The 16034-nt window shown below is 62.4% G+C and carries 20 protein-coding genes; all 20 read right to left on the bottom strand.

Annotated features, from left to right (window positions below):
* Window positions 1-48: 48 nt before the first annotated feature.
* Window positions 49-354: a 30S ribosomal protein S14 gene (gene rpsN, locus ABH900_RS09840; RefSeq protein WP_049470498.1), complete on the bottom strand. Its 306-nt coding sequence runs from the start codon at window positions 352-354 to the stop codon at window positions 49-51.
* Between the two features lie 18 nt (window positions 355-372).
* Window positions 373-915, bottom strand: coding sequence for a 50S ribosomal protein L5 (rplE, locus tag ABH900_RS09835; RefSeq protein WP_004145361.1), 543 nt, complete (start codon window positions 913-915; stop codon window positions 373-375).
* Window positions 916-926: 11 nt separating this feature from the next.
* A complete protein-coding gene (gene rplX / locus ABH900_RS09830) occupies window positions 927-1244 on the bottom strand; it encodes a 50S ribosomal protein L24 (protein ID WP_004145359.1) in 318 nt (105 codons plus the stop codon).
* A 16-nt stretch (window positions 1245-1260) separates the two neighbouring features.
* Window positions 1261-1629, bottom strand: coding sequence for a 50S ribosomal protein L14 (gene rplN, locus ABH900_RS09825; RefSeq protein ID WP_010483978.1), 369 nt, complete (start codon window positions 1627-1629; stop codon window positions 1261-1263).
* Between the two features lie 12 nt (window positions 1630-1641).
* Window positions 1642-1911 (bottom strand): 30S ribosomal protein S17, encoded by a 270-nt coding sequence (gene rpsQ / locus ABH900_RS09820; protein WP_004145355.1) that lies wholly within the window; start codon window positions 1909-1911, stop codon window positions 1642-1644.
* A gap of 11 nt (window positions 1912-1922) precedes the next feature.
* The gene (rpmC, locus tag ABH900_RS09815) at window positions 1923-2108 is read right to left on the bottom strand and encodes a 50S ribosomal protein L29 (RefSeq protein WP_004154487.1); all 186 of its coding nucleotides are present in this window, start codon (window positions 2106-2108) and stop codon (window positions 1923-1925) included.
* The gene (gene rplP, locus ABH900_RS09810) at window positions 2108-2521 is read right to left on the bottom strand and encodes a 50S ribosomal protein L16 (RefSeq protein WP_053519743.1); all 414 of its coding nucleotides are present in this window, start codon (window positions 2519-2521) and stop codon (window positions 2108-2110) included. Before rplP ends, rpmC begins: the two co-directional genes overlap by 1 nt.
* A 5-nt stretch (window positions 2522-2526) precedes the next feature.
* Window positions 2527-3261 (bottom strand): 30S ribosomal protein S3, encoded by a 735-nt coding sequence (gene rpsC / locus ABH900_RS09805; RefSeq protein WP_004145350.1) that lies wholly within the window; start codon window positions 3259-3261, stop codon window positions 2527-2529.
* Window positions 3262-3279: 18 nt separating this feature from the next.
* On the bottom strand, window positions 3280-3615 hold the full coding sequence (gene rplV / locus ABH900_RS09800; protein WP_080375339.1) for a 50S ribosomal protein L22: 336 nt from the start codon (window positions 3613-3615) through the stop codon (window positions 3280-3282).
* A gap of 12 nt (window positions 3616-3627) precedes the next feature.
* Window positions 3628-3897, bottom strand: coding sequence for a 30S ribosomal protein S19 (rpsS, locus tag ABH900_RS09795; RefSeq protein ID WP_004154485.1), 270 nt, complete (start codon window positions 3895-3897; stop codon window positions 3628-3630).
* A gap of 6 nt (window positions 3898-3903) precedes the next feature.
* The gene (gene rplB, locus ABH900_RS09790; protein ID WP_004145339.1) at window positions 3904-4731 is read right to left on the bottom strand and encodes a 50S ribosomal protein L2; all 828 of its coding nucleotides are present in this window, start codon (window positions 4729-4731) and stop codon (window positions 3904-3906) included.
* Window positions 4732-4741: 10 nt separating this feature from the next.
* Complete coding sequence (rplW, locus tag ABH900_RS09785) at window positions 4742-5041, bottom strand: 50S ribosomal protein L23 (RefSeq protein ID WP_004145338.1); 300 nt, start codon at window positions 5039-5041, stop codon at window positions 4742-4744.
* A complete protein-coding gene (gene rplD / locus ABH900_RS09780) occupies window positions 5038-5643 on the bottom strand; it encodes a 50S ribosomal protein L4 (protein ID WP_429622692.1) in 606 nt (201 codons plus the stop codon). The genes rplW and rplD overlap by 4 nt, the downstream gene beginning before the upstream one ends.
* Window positions 5644-5655: 12 nt before the next feature.
* On the bottom strand, window positions 5656-6306 hold the full coding sequence (gene rplC / locus ABH900_RS09775; RefSeq protein ID WP_429622691.1) for a 50S ribosomal protein L3: 651 nt from the start codon (window positions 6304-6306) through the stop codon (window positions 5656-5658).
* An 11-nt stretch (window positions 6307-6317) separates the two neighbouring features.
* On the bottom strand, window positions 6318-6629 hold the full coding sequence (rpsJ, locus tag ABH900_RS09770) for a 30S ribosomal protein S10 (protein WP_010341589.1): 312 nt from the start codon (window positions 6627-6629) through the stop codon (window positions 6318-6320).
* Window positions 6630-6962: 333 nt separating this feature from the next.
* Window positions 6963-8153 carry an elongation factor Tu gene (tuf, locus tag ABH900_RS09765; protein ID WP_429622683.1) on the bottom strand — a complete coding sequence of 397 codons (1191 nt, stop codon included), beginning with the start codon at window positions 8151-8153 and terminating at the stop codon, window positions 6963-6965.
* 52 nt (window positions 8154-8205) lie between these two features.
* Entirely contained in the window at window positions 8206-10347 is a 2142-nt protein-coding gene (fusA, locus tag ABH900_RS09760) for an elongation factor G (protein WP_429622690.1), read from the bottom strand.
* A gap of 138 nt (window positions 10348-10485) precedes the next feature.
* Window positions 10486-10953 (bottom strand): 30S ribosomal protein S7, encoded by a 468-nt coding sequence (rpsG, locus tag ABH900_RS09755; RefSeq protein ID WP_025879343.1) that lies wholly within the window; start codon window positions 10951-10953, stop codon window positions 10486-10488.
* Window positions 10954-10965: 12 nt separating this feature from the next.
* Complete coding sequence (rpsL, locus tag ABH900_RS09750; protein ID WP_025879344.1) at window positions 10966-11340, bottom strand: 30S ribosomal protein S12; 375 nt, start codon at window positions 11338-11340, stop codon at window positions 10966-10968.
* A 394-nt stretch (window positions 11341-11734) separates the two neighbouring features.
* Window positions 11735-15979, bottom strand: coding sequence for a DNA-directed RNA polymerase subunit beta' (gene rpoC / locus ABH900_RS09745; RefSeq protein WP_429622689.1), 4245 nt, complete (start codon window positions 15977-15979; stop codon window positions 11735-11737).
* Window positions 15980-16034 lie beyond the last annotated feature (55 nt).

The raw sequence follows: 16034 nt of genomic DNA, 5'->3' as shown, positions 1-16034 counted from the left end.
CGGTTCAGGAGCCCCCGAAGAGGCCCCTGATCGCAGGACCGGCTGGGATTACCAGCTGGCCTTGCGCAGACCCGGGACGTCGCCACGCATGGTGGCTTCACGCAGCTTGTTACGGCCGAGGCCGAACTTGCTGTAGACGCCACGCGGACGGCCCGACAGCTCGCAACGATTACGCTGGCGGCTCGGCGACGAATCGCGCGGCAGCTTGGCCAGCTTGGTTGCGGCGTCGATCTTCTCTTCGTAGCTCGCGTCCACCGAGGACACGATCTTCTTCAGAGCCGCACGCTTGTCAGCGTACTTCTTGGCCAGCTTTTCCCGCTTGATGTCGCGGTTGACCATGGAGGTCTTTGCCATTTCGGTTTCCTCGACAGATCAGTTACGGAACGGGAACTTGAACGCTGCCAGCAGCGCCTTCGCTTCCGCGTCGGTCTTCGCAGTGGTGGTGATGGCGATATCCATGCCGCGGATCGCGTCGACAGCGTCGAAGTCGATTTCCGGGAAGATGATCTGTTCCTTCACACCCATGTTGAAGTTGCCGCGACCGTCGAAGGAACGACCGGAAACACCACGGAAGTCGCGCACGCGCGGCAGCGAGATGTTGATCAGGCGGTCCAGGAACTCGTACATCTTGTGGCGACGCAGCGTGGTCTTGCAGCCGATCGGCCAACCATCACGGATCTTGAACGACGCAACCGAGATACGCGACTTGGTGACAACCGGCTTCTGGCCGGAAATCTTGGTCATGTCGCCGACGGCGTTTTCCAGGATCTTCTTGTTGGTGGCCGCTTCGCCGACACCCATGTTCAGGGTGACCTTGACGAGCTTCGGCACTTCCATCGGATTGGTGTAGCCGAACTGCTTCATCAGCGCCGGCACCACTTCTTCCTTGTAGAACTTTTCGAGACGGGAAGTCATCTTCACATTCCTCAGGCGTCAAGCGCCTCACCGCTGGAGCGGAACACACGCAGTTTGCGTCCATCCTCCAGCACCTTGAAGCCAACGCGTTCGCCCTTGCCCGAAGCCGGGTTCAGCACATTCACGTTGGAGATATGGATCGACGCTTCACGCTCGACCACGCCGCCGGCAACACCTGCCTGCGGGTTCGGCTTGGTGTGGCGCTTGACGATGTTCACGTTGGCGACGACCACACGGTCGCCGTCGACGCGGACGATTTCGCCCTGCTTGCCCTTGTCCTTGCCGGCGTTGACGACAACCTGGTCGCCCTTCTTGATACGGTTAGCCATGATTATCTCCTGTCGCTCACAGCACTTCGGGAGCGAGCGAGACGATCTTCATGAACTTCTCCGAACGAAGTTCACGGGTCACCGGCCCGAAGATACGGGTGCCGATCGGCTCCTGCTTGTTGTTCAGCAGAACGGCAGCGTTGCCGTCGAAGCGGATCAGCGAGCCATCGGCGCGACGCACACCCTTGCGGGTACGCACCACGACGGCGTCATACACTTCACCCTTCTTGACCTTGCCGCGCGGAATCGCATCCTTCACGGTGACCTTGATGATGTCGCCGATACCGGCGTAACGGCGCTTGGAACCACCCAGCACCTTGAAGCACATCACCTGCTTGGCACCCGAATTGTCCGCGACGTCAAGGTAGCTCTGCATCTGGATCATGATTCAGACTCCTTATTCAGCCGCACGCGTGATGACTTCCACCACGCGCCAGTTCTTGGTCTTGGACATCGGAGCAATCTCGGTCACGCGGACGACATCGCCTTCCTTGCAGGCGTTGTCGGCATCGTGGGCGTGCAGCTTCGTCGAGCGCTTGATGTACTTGCCGTACAGCGCGTGCTTGACCTGACGCTCAACCAGGACGGTAACCGTCTTGTCCATCTTATTGCTGACGACACGGCCTTCGACCGTGCGCAGCGCCTTGTTTTCAGTATTGTCGCTCATAGCGGCCATCCTTACTTCGTGCTGCCGAGCAGGGTCTTGACGCGAGCAATCTCGCGACGGACCCGGCGGATGTCGTGGGTCTTCGGCAGCTGGCCGGTGACCTGCTGCATACGGACAGAGAACTGTTCCTTACGCAGGTCGATCAGGTGGGCCTTCAGTTCGTCAGCCGACTTTTCACGGAGAGTTTTGATATCCATCAGCGCACCGTACGGGTCACGAAAGTGGTGGTGACCGAGAGCTTGGCGGCGGCCAGGCGGAACGCCTCGCGAGCCACTTCCTCGGAAACACCCTCGATTTCATAGATCATGCGGCCGGGCTGGATCTGGGCCACCCAGTATTCCACGTTGCCCTTACCCGAACCCATTCGAACTTCGATGGGCTTCTTGGTGATGGGCTTGTCGGGGAACACGCGGATCCACATCTTGCCGCCGCGCTTGACGTAGCGGCTGATCGAGCGGCGAGCCGCTTCGATCTGACGCGCGGTCAGCTGACCGTGTGCGGTTGCCTTCAGGCCGTACTCGCCGAAGCTGACAGCGTTGGCGCTCCAGCTCAGGCCTTCGTTACGGCCCTTGTGTACCTTGCGGTACTTGGTTCGCTTGGGTTGCAACATTGTCGTTACCTCGCTTCACGAGCCGGGCGCTGACGGTCACCACGGTCACCACGATCGTGACGATCGTTGCGCGACGGGGTGTCGTCCTGCTTTTCCTGGCCAACCTGGGAGAAGTCGAAGACCTCGCCCTTGTAGATCCAGACCTTGATGCCGATGATGCCGTAGGTCGTCTTGGCTTCAGCGAAGCCGTAGTCGATGTCGGCACGCAGGGTGTGCAGCGGCACGCGGCCTTCGCGGTACCACTCCGAACGGGCGATTTCAGCACCGTTGAGGCGGCCACCCACGTTGACCTTGATGCCCAGGGCACCCAGGCGCATCGCGTTGCCCACCGAGCGCTTCATTGCGCGGCGGAACATGATGCGACGCTCCAGCTGCTGAGCGATCGATTCGGCAACCAGCTGTGCGTCCAGCTCCGGCTTGCGCACTTCGGTGACGTTGATGTGCGCCGGGACGCCCATCATCTCGCTCACTTCCTTGCGCAGCTTCTCGATGTCCTCACCGCGCTTGCCGATCACCACGCCCGGACGGGCGGTGTGGATCGTCACGCGAGCGGTCTTGGCCGGACGCTCGATCAGGATCTTGCTGATGCCGGCCTGAGCCAGCTTCTTGCGCAGCATTTCGCGAACTTTCAGGTCGGCTGCCAGGTAACCAGCGAACTCGGCCTTGTTGGCGTACCACTTGGAGTTCCAGTCCTTGGAAATACCGAGACGGATACCAATCGGATGAACTTTATGACCCATGGTCTTTTCCTTATCCGCTTACTTGCCGGCGCCCACAACCACAGTGATGTGGCTGGTGCGCTTGAGGATGCGGGTACCGCGGCCTTTCGCCCGCGCCATGAAACGCTTCAGGGTCGGACCTTCATCAACCATGATGGTCTGAACCTTCAGCTCGTCGACGTCGGCGCCCTGGTTGTTCTCGGCATTTGCAATAGCCGACTCCACCACCTTCTTGATCAGGTGGGCAGCCTTCTTGTCCGAGAACTTCAGCAGGTTGACGGCACGCTCGGCCGGCAGACCGCGCACCTGGTCAGCGACCAGACGTGCCTTCTGCGGGGAGATGCGCGCGGTGCGCAGGATGGCTTTCGCTTCCATTGTCATCTCTCCTTACTTGCCCGACTTCTTGTCACCACCGTGACCCTTGAAGGTCCGGGTGATGGCAAATTCGCCGAGCTTGTGGCCGACCATGTTCTCGTTGACGAGAACCGGGATGTGGTTCTTGCCGTTATGCACGGCAATGGTGACGCCTACCATGTCAGGCAGGATCATCGAACGGCGCGACCAGGTCTTGATCGGCTTCTTGCTGCCCGCAGCGGCCTCCACCTTCTTGACGAGGTGGTGATCGACGAACGGGCCCTTCTTGAGTGAACGTGCCATGGTCGATTAGCCCCTACGATCGCGGACGATGAACTGCTGAGTGCGCTTGTTATGGCGCGTCTTGTAACCCTTGGTCGGGACACCCCACGGGGTGACCGGATGCGGGTTACCCTGGCCGGCCTTCGCCTCACCACCACCGTGCGGGTGGTCAACCGGGTTCATGGCAGCACCACGAACGGTCGGGCGGACGCCGCGCCAGCGCTTGGCACCGGCCTTGCCCAGCTTTTCCAGGCTGTGCTCGTCGTTGCCGACTTCGCCGATGGTGGCGCAGCACTCGACCGGGACCTTACGCATTTCACCCGAGCGCAGGCGCAGGGTGGCGTAGATGCCTTCGCGAGCCACCAGCTGCACGGCCGCACCAGCGGCGCGGGCGATCTGAGCGCCCTTGCCGGGCTTCAGTTCGATGCAGTGGATGGTGGTACCGACCGGGATGTTGCGCAGCGGCAGGGTGTTGCCCGCCTTGATCGGGGCGTCCGAACCAGCGATCACCTGATCACCAGCCTTCAGACCCTTCGGGGCGATGATGTAGCGACGCTCGCCGTCGACGTAGCACAGCAGGGCGATGTGGGCGGTGCGGTTCGGATCGTATTCGATGCGTTCCACGCGCGCCGGGATGCCCAGCTTGTTGCGCTTGAAGTCGATGATGCGGTAGTGCTGCTTGGCACCACCACCGACGTGACGCACGGTGATGCGGCCGTGGTGGTTACGACCACCCGAGCGGCTCTGCGACTCGACGAGCGCGGCGTGCGGAGCACCCTTGTGCAGGTCGGGCGTGACCACGCGCACGGCCGAACGGCGGCCGGGGGAGGTGGGCTTGAATTTCATCAATGGCATGGGATGTACCTCAGGCCTTGGCCGTTACATCGATCGACTGGCCATCGGCCAGACGAACGTACGCCTTGCGCCAATCGCCGCGGCGGCCAGCACGGTTACGGAAGGACTTGTTCTTGCCCTTGACGTTGACCACGTTGACGGCTTCGACCTTGACGTCGAACAGCTGCTCAACCGCGGCCTTTACATCGGCCTTGGTGGCTTCGTTCGAAACTTCGAAGACATACTGGTTGGAGAGTTCCTGCAGGCGCGCGGTCTTTTCGGAGACACGCGGGGCACGCAGCACGCTGAAGATTTTTTCGTTGCTGTTCATGCCAGCCACTCCTCGACCTTCTTGACCGCGTCAGCGGTGATGACGACCGTGTCGGCACCAACCAGCGAGACCGGATCCAGACCCTGGACGTCACGCACCTGCACATACGGCAGATTGCGGGCGGACAGGTACAGGTGCTCGGACGCATCTTCGGTGACGATCAGCGGGCGCTTGCCCACTTCCAGGCCGGCCAGCTTGGCGATCAGCGCCTTCGTGTTGGTCGCTTCGACATCGAAGGCCTCCACGATGGTCAGACGGCCCTGACGGTTCAGCTCGGACAGGATCGCGCACATGGCGGCACGGTACTGCTTACGGTTGACCTTCTGCTCGAAGCTGCGCGGCTTGGCCGCGAAGGTGACACCACCGCCGACGAAGATCGGAGCCGTCAGTGCGCCATGACGCGCGCCGCCGCCCTTCTGCTTCTTCGACTTCTTGGTGGTACCAGCCACTTCAGAACGAGTCTTCTGTGCCTTGGTGCCGGCGCGACCGGCGTTGCGGTAAGCAACGACGACCTGGTGAACCAGATCTTCGCTGAAATCGCGACCGAACACGGCTTCGGAGACCGAGACCTTGTTGTTGCTACCCGTGATAACGAGTTCCATCGTCATCTCTCCTTATGCCTTGCTCGCCGGACGGACGATCACGTCGCCACCCGCCGCACCCGGAACGGCGCCGCGAACCGCGATCAGACCGCGCTCGACGTCGACCTTGACCACTTCCAGGTTCTGGGTGCTCTGCTGCACCGCGCCCATGTGGCCCGACATCTTCTTGCCCGGGAAAACGCGACCCGGGGTCTGGCGCTGACCCAGCGAACCCGGCGCGCGATGCGACAGCGAGTTACCGTGGGTTGCATCGCCCATACGGAAGTTGTGGCGCTTGATGGTGCCCTGGAAGCCCTTACCCTTGGTGACACCCTGGACGTCGACGATCTGGCCGACTTCGAAGATGTCCGCCTTGACTTCGCCGCCAACGGCGAATTCGCCGAGCTGCGCGTCTTCAACGCGGAATTCCCACAGGCCACGACCCGCTTCCACCTTCGCCTTGGCGAAGTGGCCGGCTTCCGGCTTGTTGACCAGGGCAGCGCGACGTGCGCCGACGGTCACCTGCACAGCGCTGTAGCCGTCGGTTTCGACGGTCTTGATCTGCGCGATGCGGTTCGGGCTTGCTTCGATCAGGGTCACCGGGATGGAACGACCATCTTCGGTGAACACGCGGCTCATGCCGGCCTTGCGGCCCACGAAGCCCAACGAATACTTCTTCGTCATGGTCGTAGTCCTCAGGTCAGCTTGATCTGAACGTCGACGCCGGCAGCCAGTTCGAGCTTCATCAGCGCGTCCACGGTCTTGTCATTCGGGTCAACGATATCGAGCACGCGCTTGTGCGTGCGGGTCTCGTACTGGTCACGCGCGTCCTTGTCGACGTGCGGGGAAACGAGAATGGTGTAACGCTCGATCTTGGTCGGCAGCGGGATCGGGCCACGCACTTGCGCGCCGGTCCGCTTTGCCGTTTCAACGATCTCGCTGGCCGAACGGTCGATCAGACGATGATCGAACGCTTTCAGCCGGATCCGGATCTTTTGGTCCGCCATGGCGGTAGGTTCCTTCGTTAAAAGAGCGACAGACAAAGCCTCTGGGTTGCTTTGTCCCATGAAATTCCTGAATACAGACGGCCCGCACTCCTGCAGGCCGACAAGGTCAATCCGTAGACCTCAAAAACGTAGGCAGACCCGTTTCCCGGCCTGCCCAGACGTAGAAGCATAATGGCACGCAAGGCAGCTGTCAACAGTCGCCTGTTGACGCCGCCTGAATGGCATTGACCCTTCCTGGTCCGGGGAACACAAGGCACGTCCTGTGCCTGCTTTCCCATTTTGATACGCCCCGATGCCCTACCCAGGCAACATCGGGGCGCAGATACTAACAGATTACTCGATGATCTTCGAGACCACGCCGGCGCCGACGGTACGGCCGCCTTCGCGGATGGCGAAGCGCAGGCCTTCGTCCATTGCCACCGGGTTGATCAGGGTGACGACCATCTTGACGTTGTCACCCGGCATCACCATTTCGACGCCTTCCGGCAGCGAAGCTGCACCGGTGATGTCGGTGGTGCGGAAGTAGAACTGCGGACGGTAGCCGTTGAAGAACGGGGTGTGACGGCCGCCCTCATCCTTCGACAGCACGTACACTTCGCCTTCGAACTTGGTGTGCGGCTTGATCGAACCCGGCTTGGCCAGAACCTGGCCACGCTCGACGTCGTCACGCTTGGTGCCGCGCAGCAGCAGGCCAGCGTTGTCGCCTGCCTGACCCTGGTCCAGCAGCTTGCGGAACATTTCAACGCCGGTCACGGTGGTCTTCTGCACCGGACGGATACCGACGATTTCGATTTCGTCGCCGACCTTGATGATGCCGCGCTCGATACGACCGGTCACCACGGTGCCGCGGCCCGAGATCGAGAACACGTCTTCCACCGGCATCAGGAACGGCTTGTCGATCGCGCGCTCCGGCTCCGGAATCCAGGTGTCCAGCGCCTCAACCAGCTTGATGATCGCCGGCACGCCGATGTCGCTCTGATCGCCTTCCAGCGCCAGACGGGCCGAACCGGCAATGATCGGGGTGTCGTCGCCCGGGAACTCGTACTTGCTCAGCAGTTCACGGACTTCCATCTCCACCAGCTCGAGCAGCTCGGCGTCGTCAACCATGTCGGCCTTGTTCAGGAACACGACGATGTACGGCACGCCGACCTGACGCGACAGCAGGATGTGCTCGCGGGTCTGCGGCATCGGGCCGTCGGCGGCCGAGCACACCAGGATCGCGCCGTCCATCTGGGCGGCACCGGTGATCATGTTCTTGACGTAGTCAGCATGGCCCGGGCAGTCAACGTGGGCGTAGTGACGGTTCGGGGATTCGTATTCGACGTGTGCGGTCGAGATCGTGATACCACGAGCCTTCTCTTCCGGAGCAGCGTCGATCGCGGAGTAATCCTTGAACTCGCCACCGAAGCGCTCAGCGCCGATCTTGGTCAGCGCAGCGGTCAGCGTGGTCTTGCCGTGGTCGACGTGACCGATGGTGCCGACGTTGACGTGCGGCTTGGTGCGCTCGAACTTACCCTTTGCCATTGTTGTATACCTTGATTGTTCGTAAGTGATTTCAGGAGAGGCTGAGCGAAGCTCAGCCCTTCTTCATGACGGCTTCGGCGATGTTGTTCGGCGCCGGCTCGTAATGGTCGAATTCCATGGTGAAGGTGGCACGGCCCTGGGTCTGCGAACGCAGCGCAGTGGCGTAGCCGAACATTTCACCCAGCGGGATCATCGCGTTGATGATGCTGGCCGAACCGTCACCGGTGGTGTCGGAACCCTGCAGCACGCCGCGACGACGGCTGACGTCGCCCATCACGTCACCCTGGTAGTCTTCCGGGGTCACGATCTCGACCTTCATGATCGGCTCCAGCAGCACCGGCTTGGCCTTGGCGAAGCCCTGCTTGAAGGCCATCGACGAAGCCAGCTTGAACGCCATTTCCGACGAGTCGACGTCGTGGTACGAGCCGAACACCAGCTTGACCTTCACGTCCACGACCGGGAAGCCAGCCAGCGGACCGCTGGTGATGGTTTCGCGCAGGCCCTTTTCGATCGAAGGAATGAATTCCTTCGGGATCACGCCGCCGGTGATGTCATTGACGAACAGGAAGTCGTCCTTGATCGCCGGAGCCAGCTTGGCGTCGGCACGATCAGCAGCGGTCAGCGGCGACAGCTCGATCACGACGTGACCGTACTGACCCTTACCACCGGACTGCTTGGCGTGCTTGTAGTCCGACTTGACGTCGGCCAGGGTGATGGTTTCGCGGTACGCCACCTGCGGCGCACCGACATTGGCTTCAACGTTGAATTCGCGCTTCAGGCGGTCAACGATGATGTCCAGATGCAGCTCGCCCATGCCCGAGATGATGGTCTGGCCGGATTCTTCGTCGGTCTTGACGCGGAACGACGGATCTTCCTGCGCCAGACGGCCCAGGGCCAGACCCATCTTTTCCTGGTCCGACTTGGTCTTCGGTTCGACAGCCATCGAGATCACCGGCTCCGGGAACGTCATGCGCTCCAGGATGATCGGCTGGTCGATCGAGCACAGGGTGTCACCGGTGGTGGTGTCCTTCAGACCCACGGCAGCGGCGATGTCACCGGCCAGAACTTCCTTGATTTCCTCGCGGTTGTTCGAGTGCATCTGCAGGATGCGGCCGATGCGCTCCTTCTTGCCCTTGACCGAGTTCAGCACGGTGTCGCCACCGTTCAGAGTGCCCGAGTACACGCGGAAGAAGGTCAGCGCGCCGACGAACGGATCAGTGATGATCTTGAAGGCCAGCGACGAGAACGGAGCCTTGTCGTCCGACTTGCGGGTCATGGCGACGTTTTCGTCGTCCACGTCGGTACCGGTCACGTCCGGAACGTCGACCGGCGACGGCAGCAGCTGGATCACGCCGTCGAGCATGGCCTGCACGCCCTTGTTCTTGAACGCCGAACCGCAGTACATCGGGACGATTTCGGTGGCCAGGGTACGGGTACGCAGCGCGTTGATGATTTCGGCCTCGGCCAGCTCTTCGCCGCCCAGGTACTTTTCCATCAGCTCTTCGTTGGCTTCGGCCGCAGCTTCGATCATGAAGGTACGGGCTTCTTCAGCCTTTTCCTGCAGATCGGCCGGGATCTCACCGTACTCGAACTTCATGCCCTGCGAAGCCTCATCCCAATGGATGGCCTTCATCTTCAGCAGATCGACAACGCCCTTGAAGCCTTCTTCAGCGCCGATCGGCAGCTGCATCGGCACGGCGACGGCGCCGAGCTTGGCCTTCAGCTGGTCACGGACCTTGTAGAAGTTGGCGCCGGTGCGGTCCATCTTGTTGACGAACGCAATGCGCGGCACCTTGTAACGGTTGGCCTGGCGCCACACGGTCTCCGACTGCGGCTGCACGCCACCGACGGCGCACAGGACGAAGACGGCACCGTCGAGCACGCGCAGCGAGCGCTCCACTTCGATGGTGAAGTCGACGTGCCCGGGGGTGTCGATGATGTTGAAGCGATGCTCCGGCAGGGACTTGTCCATGCCCTTCCAGAACGCAGTGGTCGCAGCGGACTGGATCGTGATGCCACGCTCCTGCTCCTGCTCCATCCAGTCCATGGTGGCGGCGCCATCATGTACTTCACCGATCTTGTGGCTCTTGCCGGTGTAGAACAGGATGCGCTCGGACGTGGTGGTCTTGCCGGCATCGATGTGGGCCATGATGCCGAAGTTGCGGTAACGCTCGATGGGAGTGGAACGGGCCACGGGGAGCCTCTCAGATTTCTTGGAATTCGGATGGCCGAACGCCGCCTTTCGGCGGCCTTCGGATTGGCGCAGCCCTTCTGGGGCCGCGAGGCAGCACCGATATGGTGCTGCCCTGCCTGTTTTACAAGGCCGTCAAACTCACCAGCGGTAGTGGGCGAATGCCTTGTTGGCTTCGGCCATGCGGTGGGTTTCTTCGCGCTTCTTGATGGCGCCGCCACGGTTTTCCGAGGCATCGATCAGTTCAGCAGCCAGCTTCTTCGGCATGGTGTTTTCACCACGCTTGCGCGCGGAGTCGATCAGCCAACGCATTGCCAGAGCCATCTTGCGCGAGGCGCGCACTTCGACCGGCACCTGGTAGGTGGCACCACCGACACGACGCGACTTGACTTCGACCGACGGAGCCACGTTTTCCAGAGCCTTCTGAACCAGCTCGACGGAATTCGGGTTCTTCTCACCGATCACGTCCATGGCGCCATAGACGATCTTTTCAGCGACCGACTTCTTGCCGCTCAGCATCACCATGTTGATGAAACGGGCGATGGTTTCGCTTCCGTGCTTCGGATCCGGCAGGACTGCGCGCTGCGGCGTATTACCTTTACGAGACATGTGTGCTTTCCCTTAGCTCTTCGGACGCTTGGCGCCGTACTTGGAACGGCCCTGGCGACGCTTGGCAACGCCGGAGGCGTCCAGCGAACCACGAACGGTGTGGTAACGCACACCCGGCAGATCCTTGACGCGACCGCCGCGGATCAGGACCACGGAGTGCTCCTGCAGGTTGTGGCCTTCACCGCCGATGTAGGAAATCACTTCTTCCTGGTTGGTCAGGCGAACCTTGGCAACCTTGCGAAGCGCCGAGTTCGGCTTCTTCGGAGTAGTGGTGTAAACGCGCGTGCAGACGCCACGGCGCTGGGGGCACTTTTCGAGAGCCGGCGAGGCGCTCTTATAAGTGGTTGCCTGCCGCGGCTTGCGGACAAGCTGATTGATCGTCGCCATCAGTATGTTCTTCTGAGAGAGGCCGAAAAAACCGGCCATGAATGCGGATATGTGCGAGCAGGCGGAAAAGCAGCCTGCTGAGACAGACGATTGTAGCAACCTGACGAAAACGCGGTCAAATGCGCACACGCCAAGCCAGCCCTGATCCTGGGCCGTTACAGGGGAGCCTTCTCCATGCCCCCCGTTCAGGTTGTCGCCCGACCCATCGCTGGGCCGGCCGGCATCCTACCTCATCGAGGGCGGACAGACCAGCGGCCTGAGCCTTCGAGTGCAGATCCGGCCAAAGCCGATCCTGCGTGATACGTGCCCGGCACGGAGCCGGGCCCTCCTGCAGGGCACGGCCGATGGCCGCCCCCTGCCCGATCGAGGTCCGGCCCAAGGCCGGACCTGCCGATCAATCCTCGGCCTGCTCGGCGTCGGTCGACTCCACCACCACTTCCGGCGCGGCCACGGCCACGACCGGGGCTGCAGCGGCCGGGGTGCCGGCGAGGGTCTGCATTTCCGAATCGGTCAGCCCGCTCGCGTTGCGGCGGCGGTTGGCGTGGTAGGACAGACCGGTACCGGCCGGGATCAGGCGGCCGACGATCACGTTCTCCTTCAGGCCGCGCAGGTTGTCCTTGGTGCCGCGAACGGCAGCCTCGGTCAGCACGCGGGTGGTCTCCTGGAAGGAGGCCGCCGAGATGAACGATTCGGTTGCCAGCGAGGCCTTGGTGATGCCCAGCAGGACCGGATCGAAGCGCGCGATCAGCTCGTTGCGGGCCACCAGGCGCGCATTCTCCTCGATCACGCGCTGGCGCTCGACCTGCTCGCCGTTCAGGAACTTGCTGCTGCCCTGATCGGTGATCTCGACCTTGCGCAGCATCTGGCGGGTGATCACCTCGATGTGCTTGTCGTTGATCTTCACGCCCTGCAGGCGGTACACGTCCTGGATTTCCTTGACCAGGTAGGCGGCCAGCGGCTCGACACCCAGCAGGCGCAGGATGTCCTGCGGGCTCGGCTCGCCGTCGACGATGGTTTCGCCCTTGGTCACGTGCTCACCTTCGAACACGATGACCTGACGGTACTTCGGAATCAGCTCTTCGTGCTCCGAACCATCGGTGTCCTTGATGATCAGACGCTGCTTGCCCTTGGTGTCCTTGCCGAAGCTGATGATGCCCGAACGCTCGGCCAGCACCGCCGGATCCTTCGGCTTGCGCGCTTCGAACAGATCGGCCACGCGCGGCAGACCACCAGTGATGTCGCGGGTCTTGGACGCTTCCTGCGGGATCTTGGCGACGACGTCGCCCACGCCCACCGCGGCGCCGTCCTGCAGGTTGACGATCGAACGCGGCGGCAGCAGGTACTGCGCCGGCAGATCGGTACCCGGAATCGACAGGTCGTTGCCCTTGGCATCAACGATGCGCACGATCGGACGCAGATCCTTGGCCTGGGCGCCGCGGCGCTTCGGGTCGGTGATCTCGCGCGACGCCAGGCCGGTCAGCTCATCGGTCTTCTCGATGACGGTGATGCCGTCGACGAAGTCGATGAAGCGGATGAAGCCGGCCACTTCCGAAACGATCGGGTGGTTATGCGGATCCCAGTTGGCCACGGTCTGGCCAGCCTTGATCGCATCACCGTCCTTGGAGGTGATGGTCGCACCGTACGGCAGCTTGTAACGCTCACGCTCACGACCGTGGGCGTCGAGCACCGAGATTTCGCCCGAACGCGACACCGCCACCAGCGAGCCATTGGCGTGCTCGACCGACTTGAGGTTGCTGAACTTGACCGAACCGGTGGTCTTGACGGTGATGTTGTCCACCGCAGCCGCACGCGATGCCGCACCACCGATGTGGAACGTACGCATGGTCAGCTGGGTACCCGGCTCACCGATCGACTGGGCGGCGATGACGCCGACCGCTTCACCGATGTTGACCAGGTGGCCACGGGCCAGATCGCGGCCATAGCAGCGACCACAGACACCGAAGGCCGATTCGCAGGAGATGGTCGAGCGGACCTTGATGGTCTGCACGCCGGCATCTTCCAGCTTGGCCACCCAGGCTTCGTCCAGCAGGGTGTTGCGGGTGACGATCGGATCTTCGTCGTTGCCCGGCAGGAACACGTCCTCGGCCACCACGCGGCCCAGCACACGATCCTTCAGCGGCTCGACGACATCGCCGCCTTCCACGATCGGGGTCATGATCAGGCCTTCGGAGGTACCGCAGTCCACCTCGGTGATCACCACGTCCTGCGCAACGTCGACCAGACGACGGGTCAGGTAACCCGAGTTCGCGGTCTTCAGCGCGGTATCGGCCAGACCCTTACGGGCACCGTGGGTGGAGTTGAAGTACTCCTGCACGTTCAGGCCTTCGCGGAAGTTCGCCTTGATGGGCGTCTCGATGATCGAGCCATCGGGACGGGCCATCAGGCCTCGCATGCCGGCCAGCTGACGGATCTGCGCCTGGCTACCACGCGCACCGGAGTCGGCCATGATGTACAGCGAGTTCATCGACTTCTGGTCGATGGTCTCGCCCTTGGCATTGACCACCTTCTCGGTGCCGATGGTGTCCATCATCGCCTTGGCGATGCGTTCGTTGGTGCGCGACCAGATGTCGACCACCTTGTTGTAGCGCTCGCCGGCGGTGACCAGACCCGACTGGTACTGCTCCTGGATTTCCAGCACTTCGGCTTCGGCCTCGGTGAGGATACCCTTCTTCTCGTCCGGGATCAGCATGTCGTCGATGCCGATCGAGACGCCGGCGCGGGTCGCGTAGGCGAAGCCGGTGTACATCAGCTTGTCGGCGAACACGACCGTGTCCTTCAGACCCAGCTGGCGGTAGCTGGAGTTGATCAGGCGGCTGATGTTCTTCTTGGTCAGCTCGGTGTTGGCCAGCGCGAACGGCAGGCCTTCCGGCAGGATTTCAGCCAGCAGGGCGCGGCCGATCGTGGTGTCCACGATCGAGGTCTTCGGCTGCTTGACACCATCTTCGTCGGTCACCACCTCGGTGATGCGGACCTTGACGCGCGCATGCAGTTCCACCACGCGGTTGTCGTAAGCGCGCTTGACTTCGGCGATGTTCGCGAAGGCCATGCCCTCGCCCTTCTTGTTTTCCAGCGAGCGGGTCATGTAGTACAGACCCAGCACGACGTCCTGCGACGGCACGATGATCGGCTCGCCGTTGGCCGGCGACAGGATGTTGTTGGTCGACATCATCAGCGCACGCGCTTCCAGCTGGGCTTCCAGCGAGAGCGGCACGTGGACGGCCATCTGGTCACCGTCGAAGTCGGCGTTGAACGCGGTGCAGACCAGCGGGTGCAGCTGGATGGCCTTGCCTTCGATCAGCACCGGCTCGAACGCCTGGATGCCCAGACGGTGCAGGGTCGGCGCACGGTTCAGCATCACCGGATGCTCGCGGATGACCTCTTCCAGGATGTCCCAGACTTCGGCTTCTTCGCGCTCGACCAGCTTCTTGGCGGCCTTGATGGTGGTGGCCAGGCCACGACGCTGCAGCTTGGCGAAGACGAACGGCTTGAACAGTTCCAGCGCCATCTTCTTCGGCAGGCCGCACTGGTGCAGGCGCAGGTACGGACCGACCACGATGACCGAACGGCCCGAGTAGTCGACGCGCTTGCCGAGCAGGTTCTGGCGGAAGCGACCCTGCTTGCCCTTGATCATGTCGGCCAGCGACTTCAGCGGGCGCTTGTTGGTGCCGGTGATGGCACGGCCGCGGCGGCCGTTGTCCAGCAGCGCATCGACCGATTCCTGCAGCATGCGCTTTTCATTGCGCACGATGATGTCCGGCGCGCTCAGTTCGAGCAGGCGGCGCAGGCGGTTGTTGCGGTTGATGACGCGGCGGTACAGATCGTTCAGGTCGGAGGTCGCGAAGCGGCCACCGTCCAGCGGAACCAGCGGACGCAGGTCCGGCGGCAGCACCGGCAGCACGGTCATGACCATCCATTCCGGACGGTTGCCCGACTCCAGGAAGGCTTCGATCAGCTTGATGCGCTTGGTCAGTCGCTTCAGCTTGGTTTCCGAACCGGTCGCGGCGATCTCTTCGCGCAGGCGGGTCATTTCCGACTGCAGGTCGATCGTGCGCAGCAGTTCGTACACGGCTTCGGCGCCCATCGCGGCATCGAAGTCGTCACCGTGCTCCTGGCGTGCCTGCAGGTACTGCTCTTCGGTCAGCAGCTGGCGGCGCTCCAGGGCGGTCAGGCCCGGCTCGGTCACCACGTAGGCTTCGAAGTACAGCACGCGCTCGATGTCGCGCAGGGTCATGTCCAGCATCAGGCCGATGCGCGACGGCAGCGACTTCAGGAACCAGATGTGCGCGACCGGCGAGGCCAGGTCGATGTGGCCCATGCGCTCACGGCGCACCTTGGCCAGGGTCACTTCGGTGCCGCACTTCTCGCAGACCACGCCGCGATGCTTCATGCGCTTGTACTTGCCGCACAGGCACTCGTAGTCCTTCACCGGCCCGAAGATGGCGGCGCAGAACAGGCCGTCGCGTTCCGGCTTGAAGGTACGGTAGTTGATGGTTTCCGGCTTCTTCACTTCGCCGAAGGACCACGAACGGATCAGGTCCGGCGAGGCCAGCGCGATCTTGATCGCGTCGAAGTCCAGCGTCTGGCGCTGCTGGTTGAAGAGGTTGAGCAGGTCTTTCATGGTGTTCTCCAGAAGGAGGAATGCTGTGTCGATGGGCTTTCAGTTCACTGCCAGC

The sequence above is a fragment of the Stenotrophomonas sp. AN71 genome, assembly GCF_050435725.1.
In the GTDB taxonomy this organism is placed as follows: domain Bacteria; phylum Pseudomonadota; class Gammaproteobacteria; order Xanthomonadales; family Xanthomonadaceae; genus Stenotrophomonas.
Note: the sequence above shows the minus strand (reverse complement) of the source record. Positions and strands in the feature narration are given on the sequence as shown.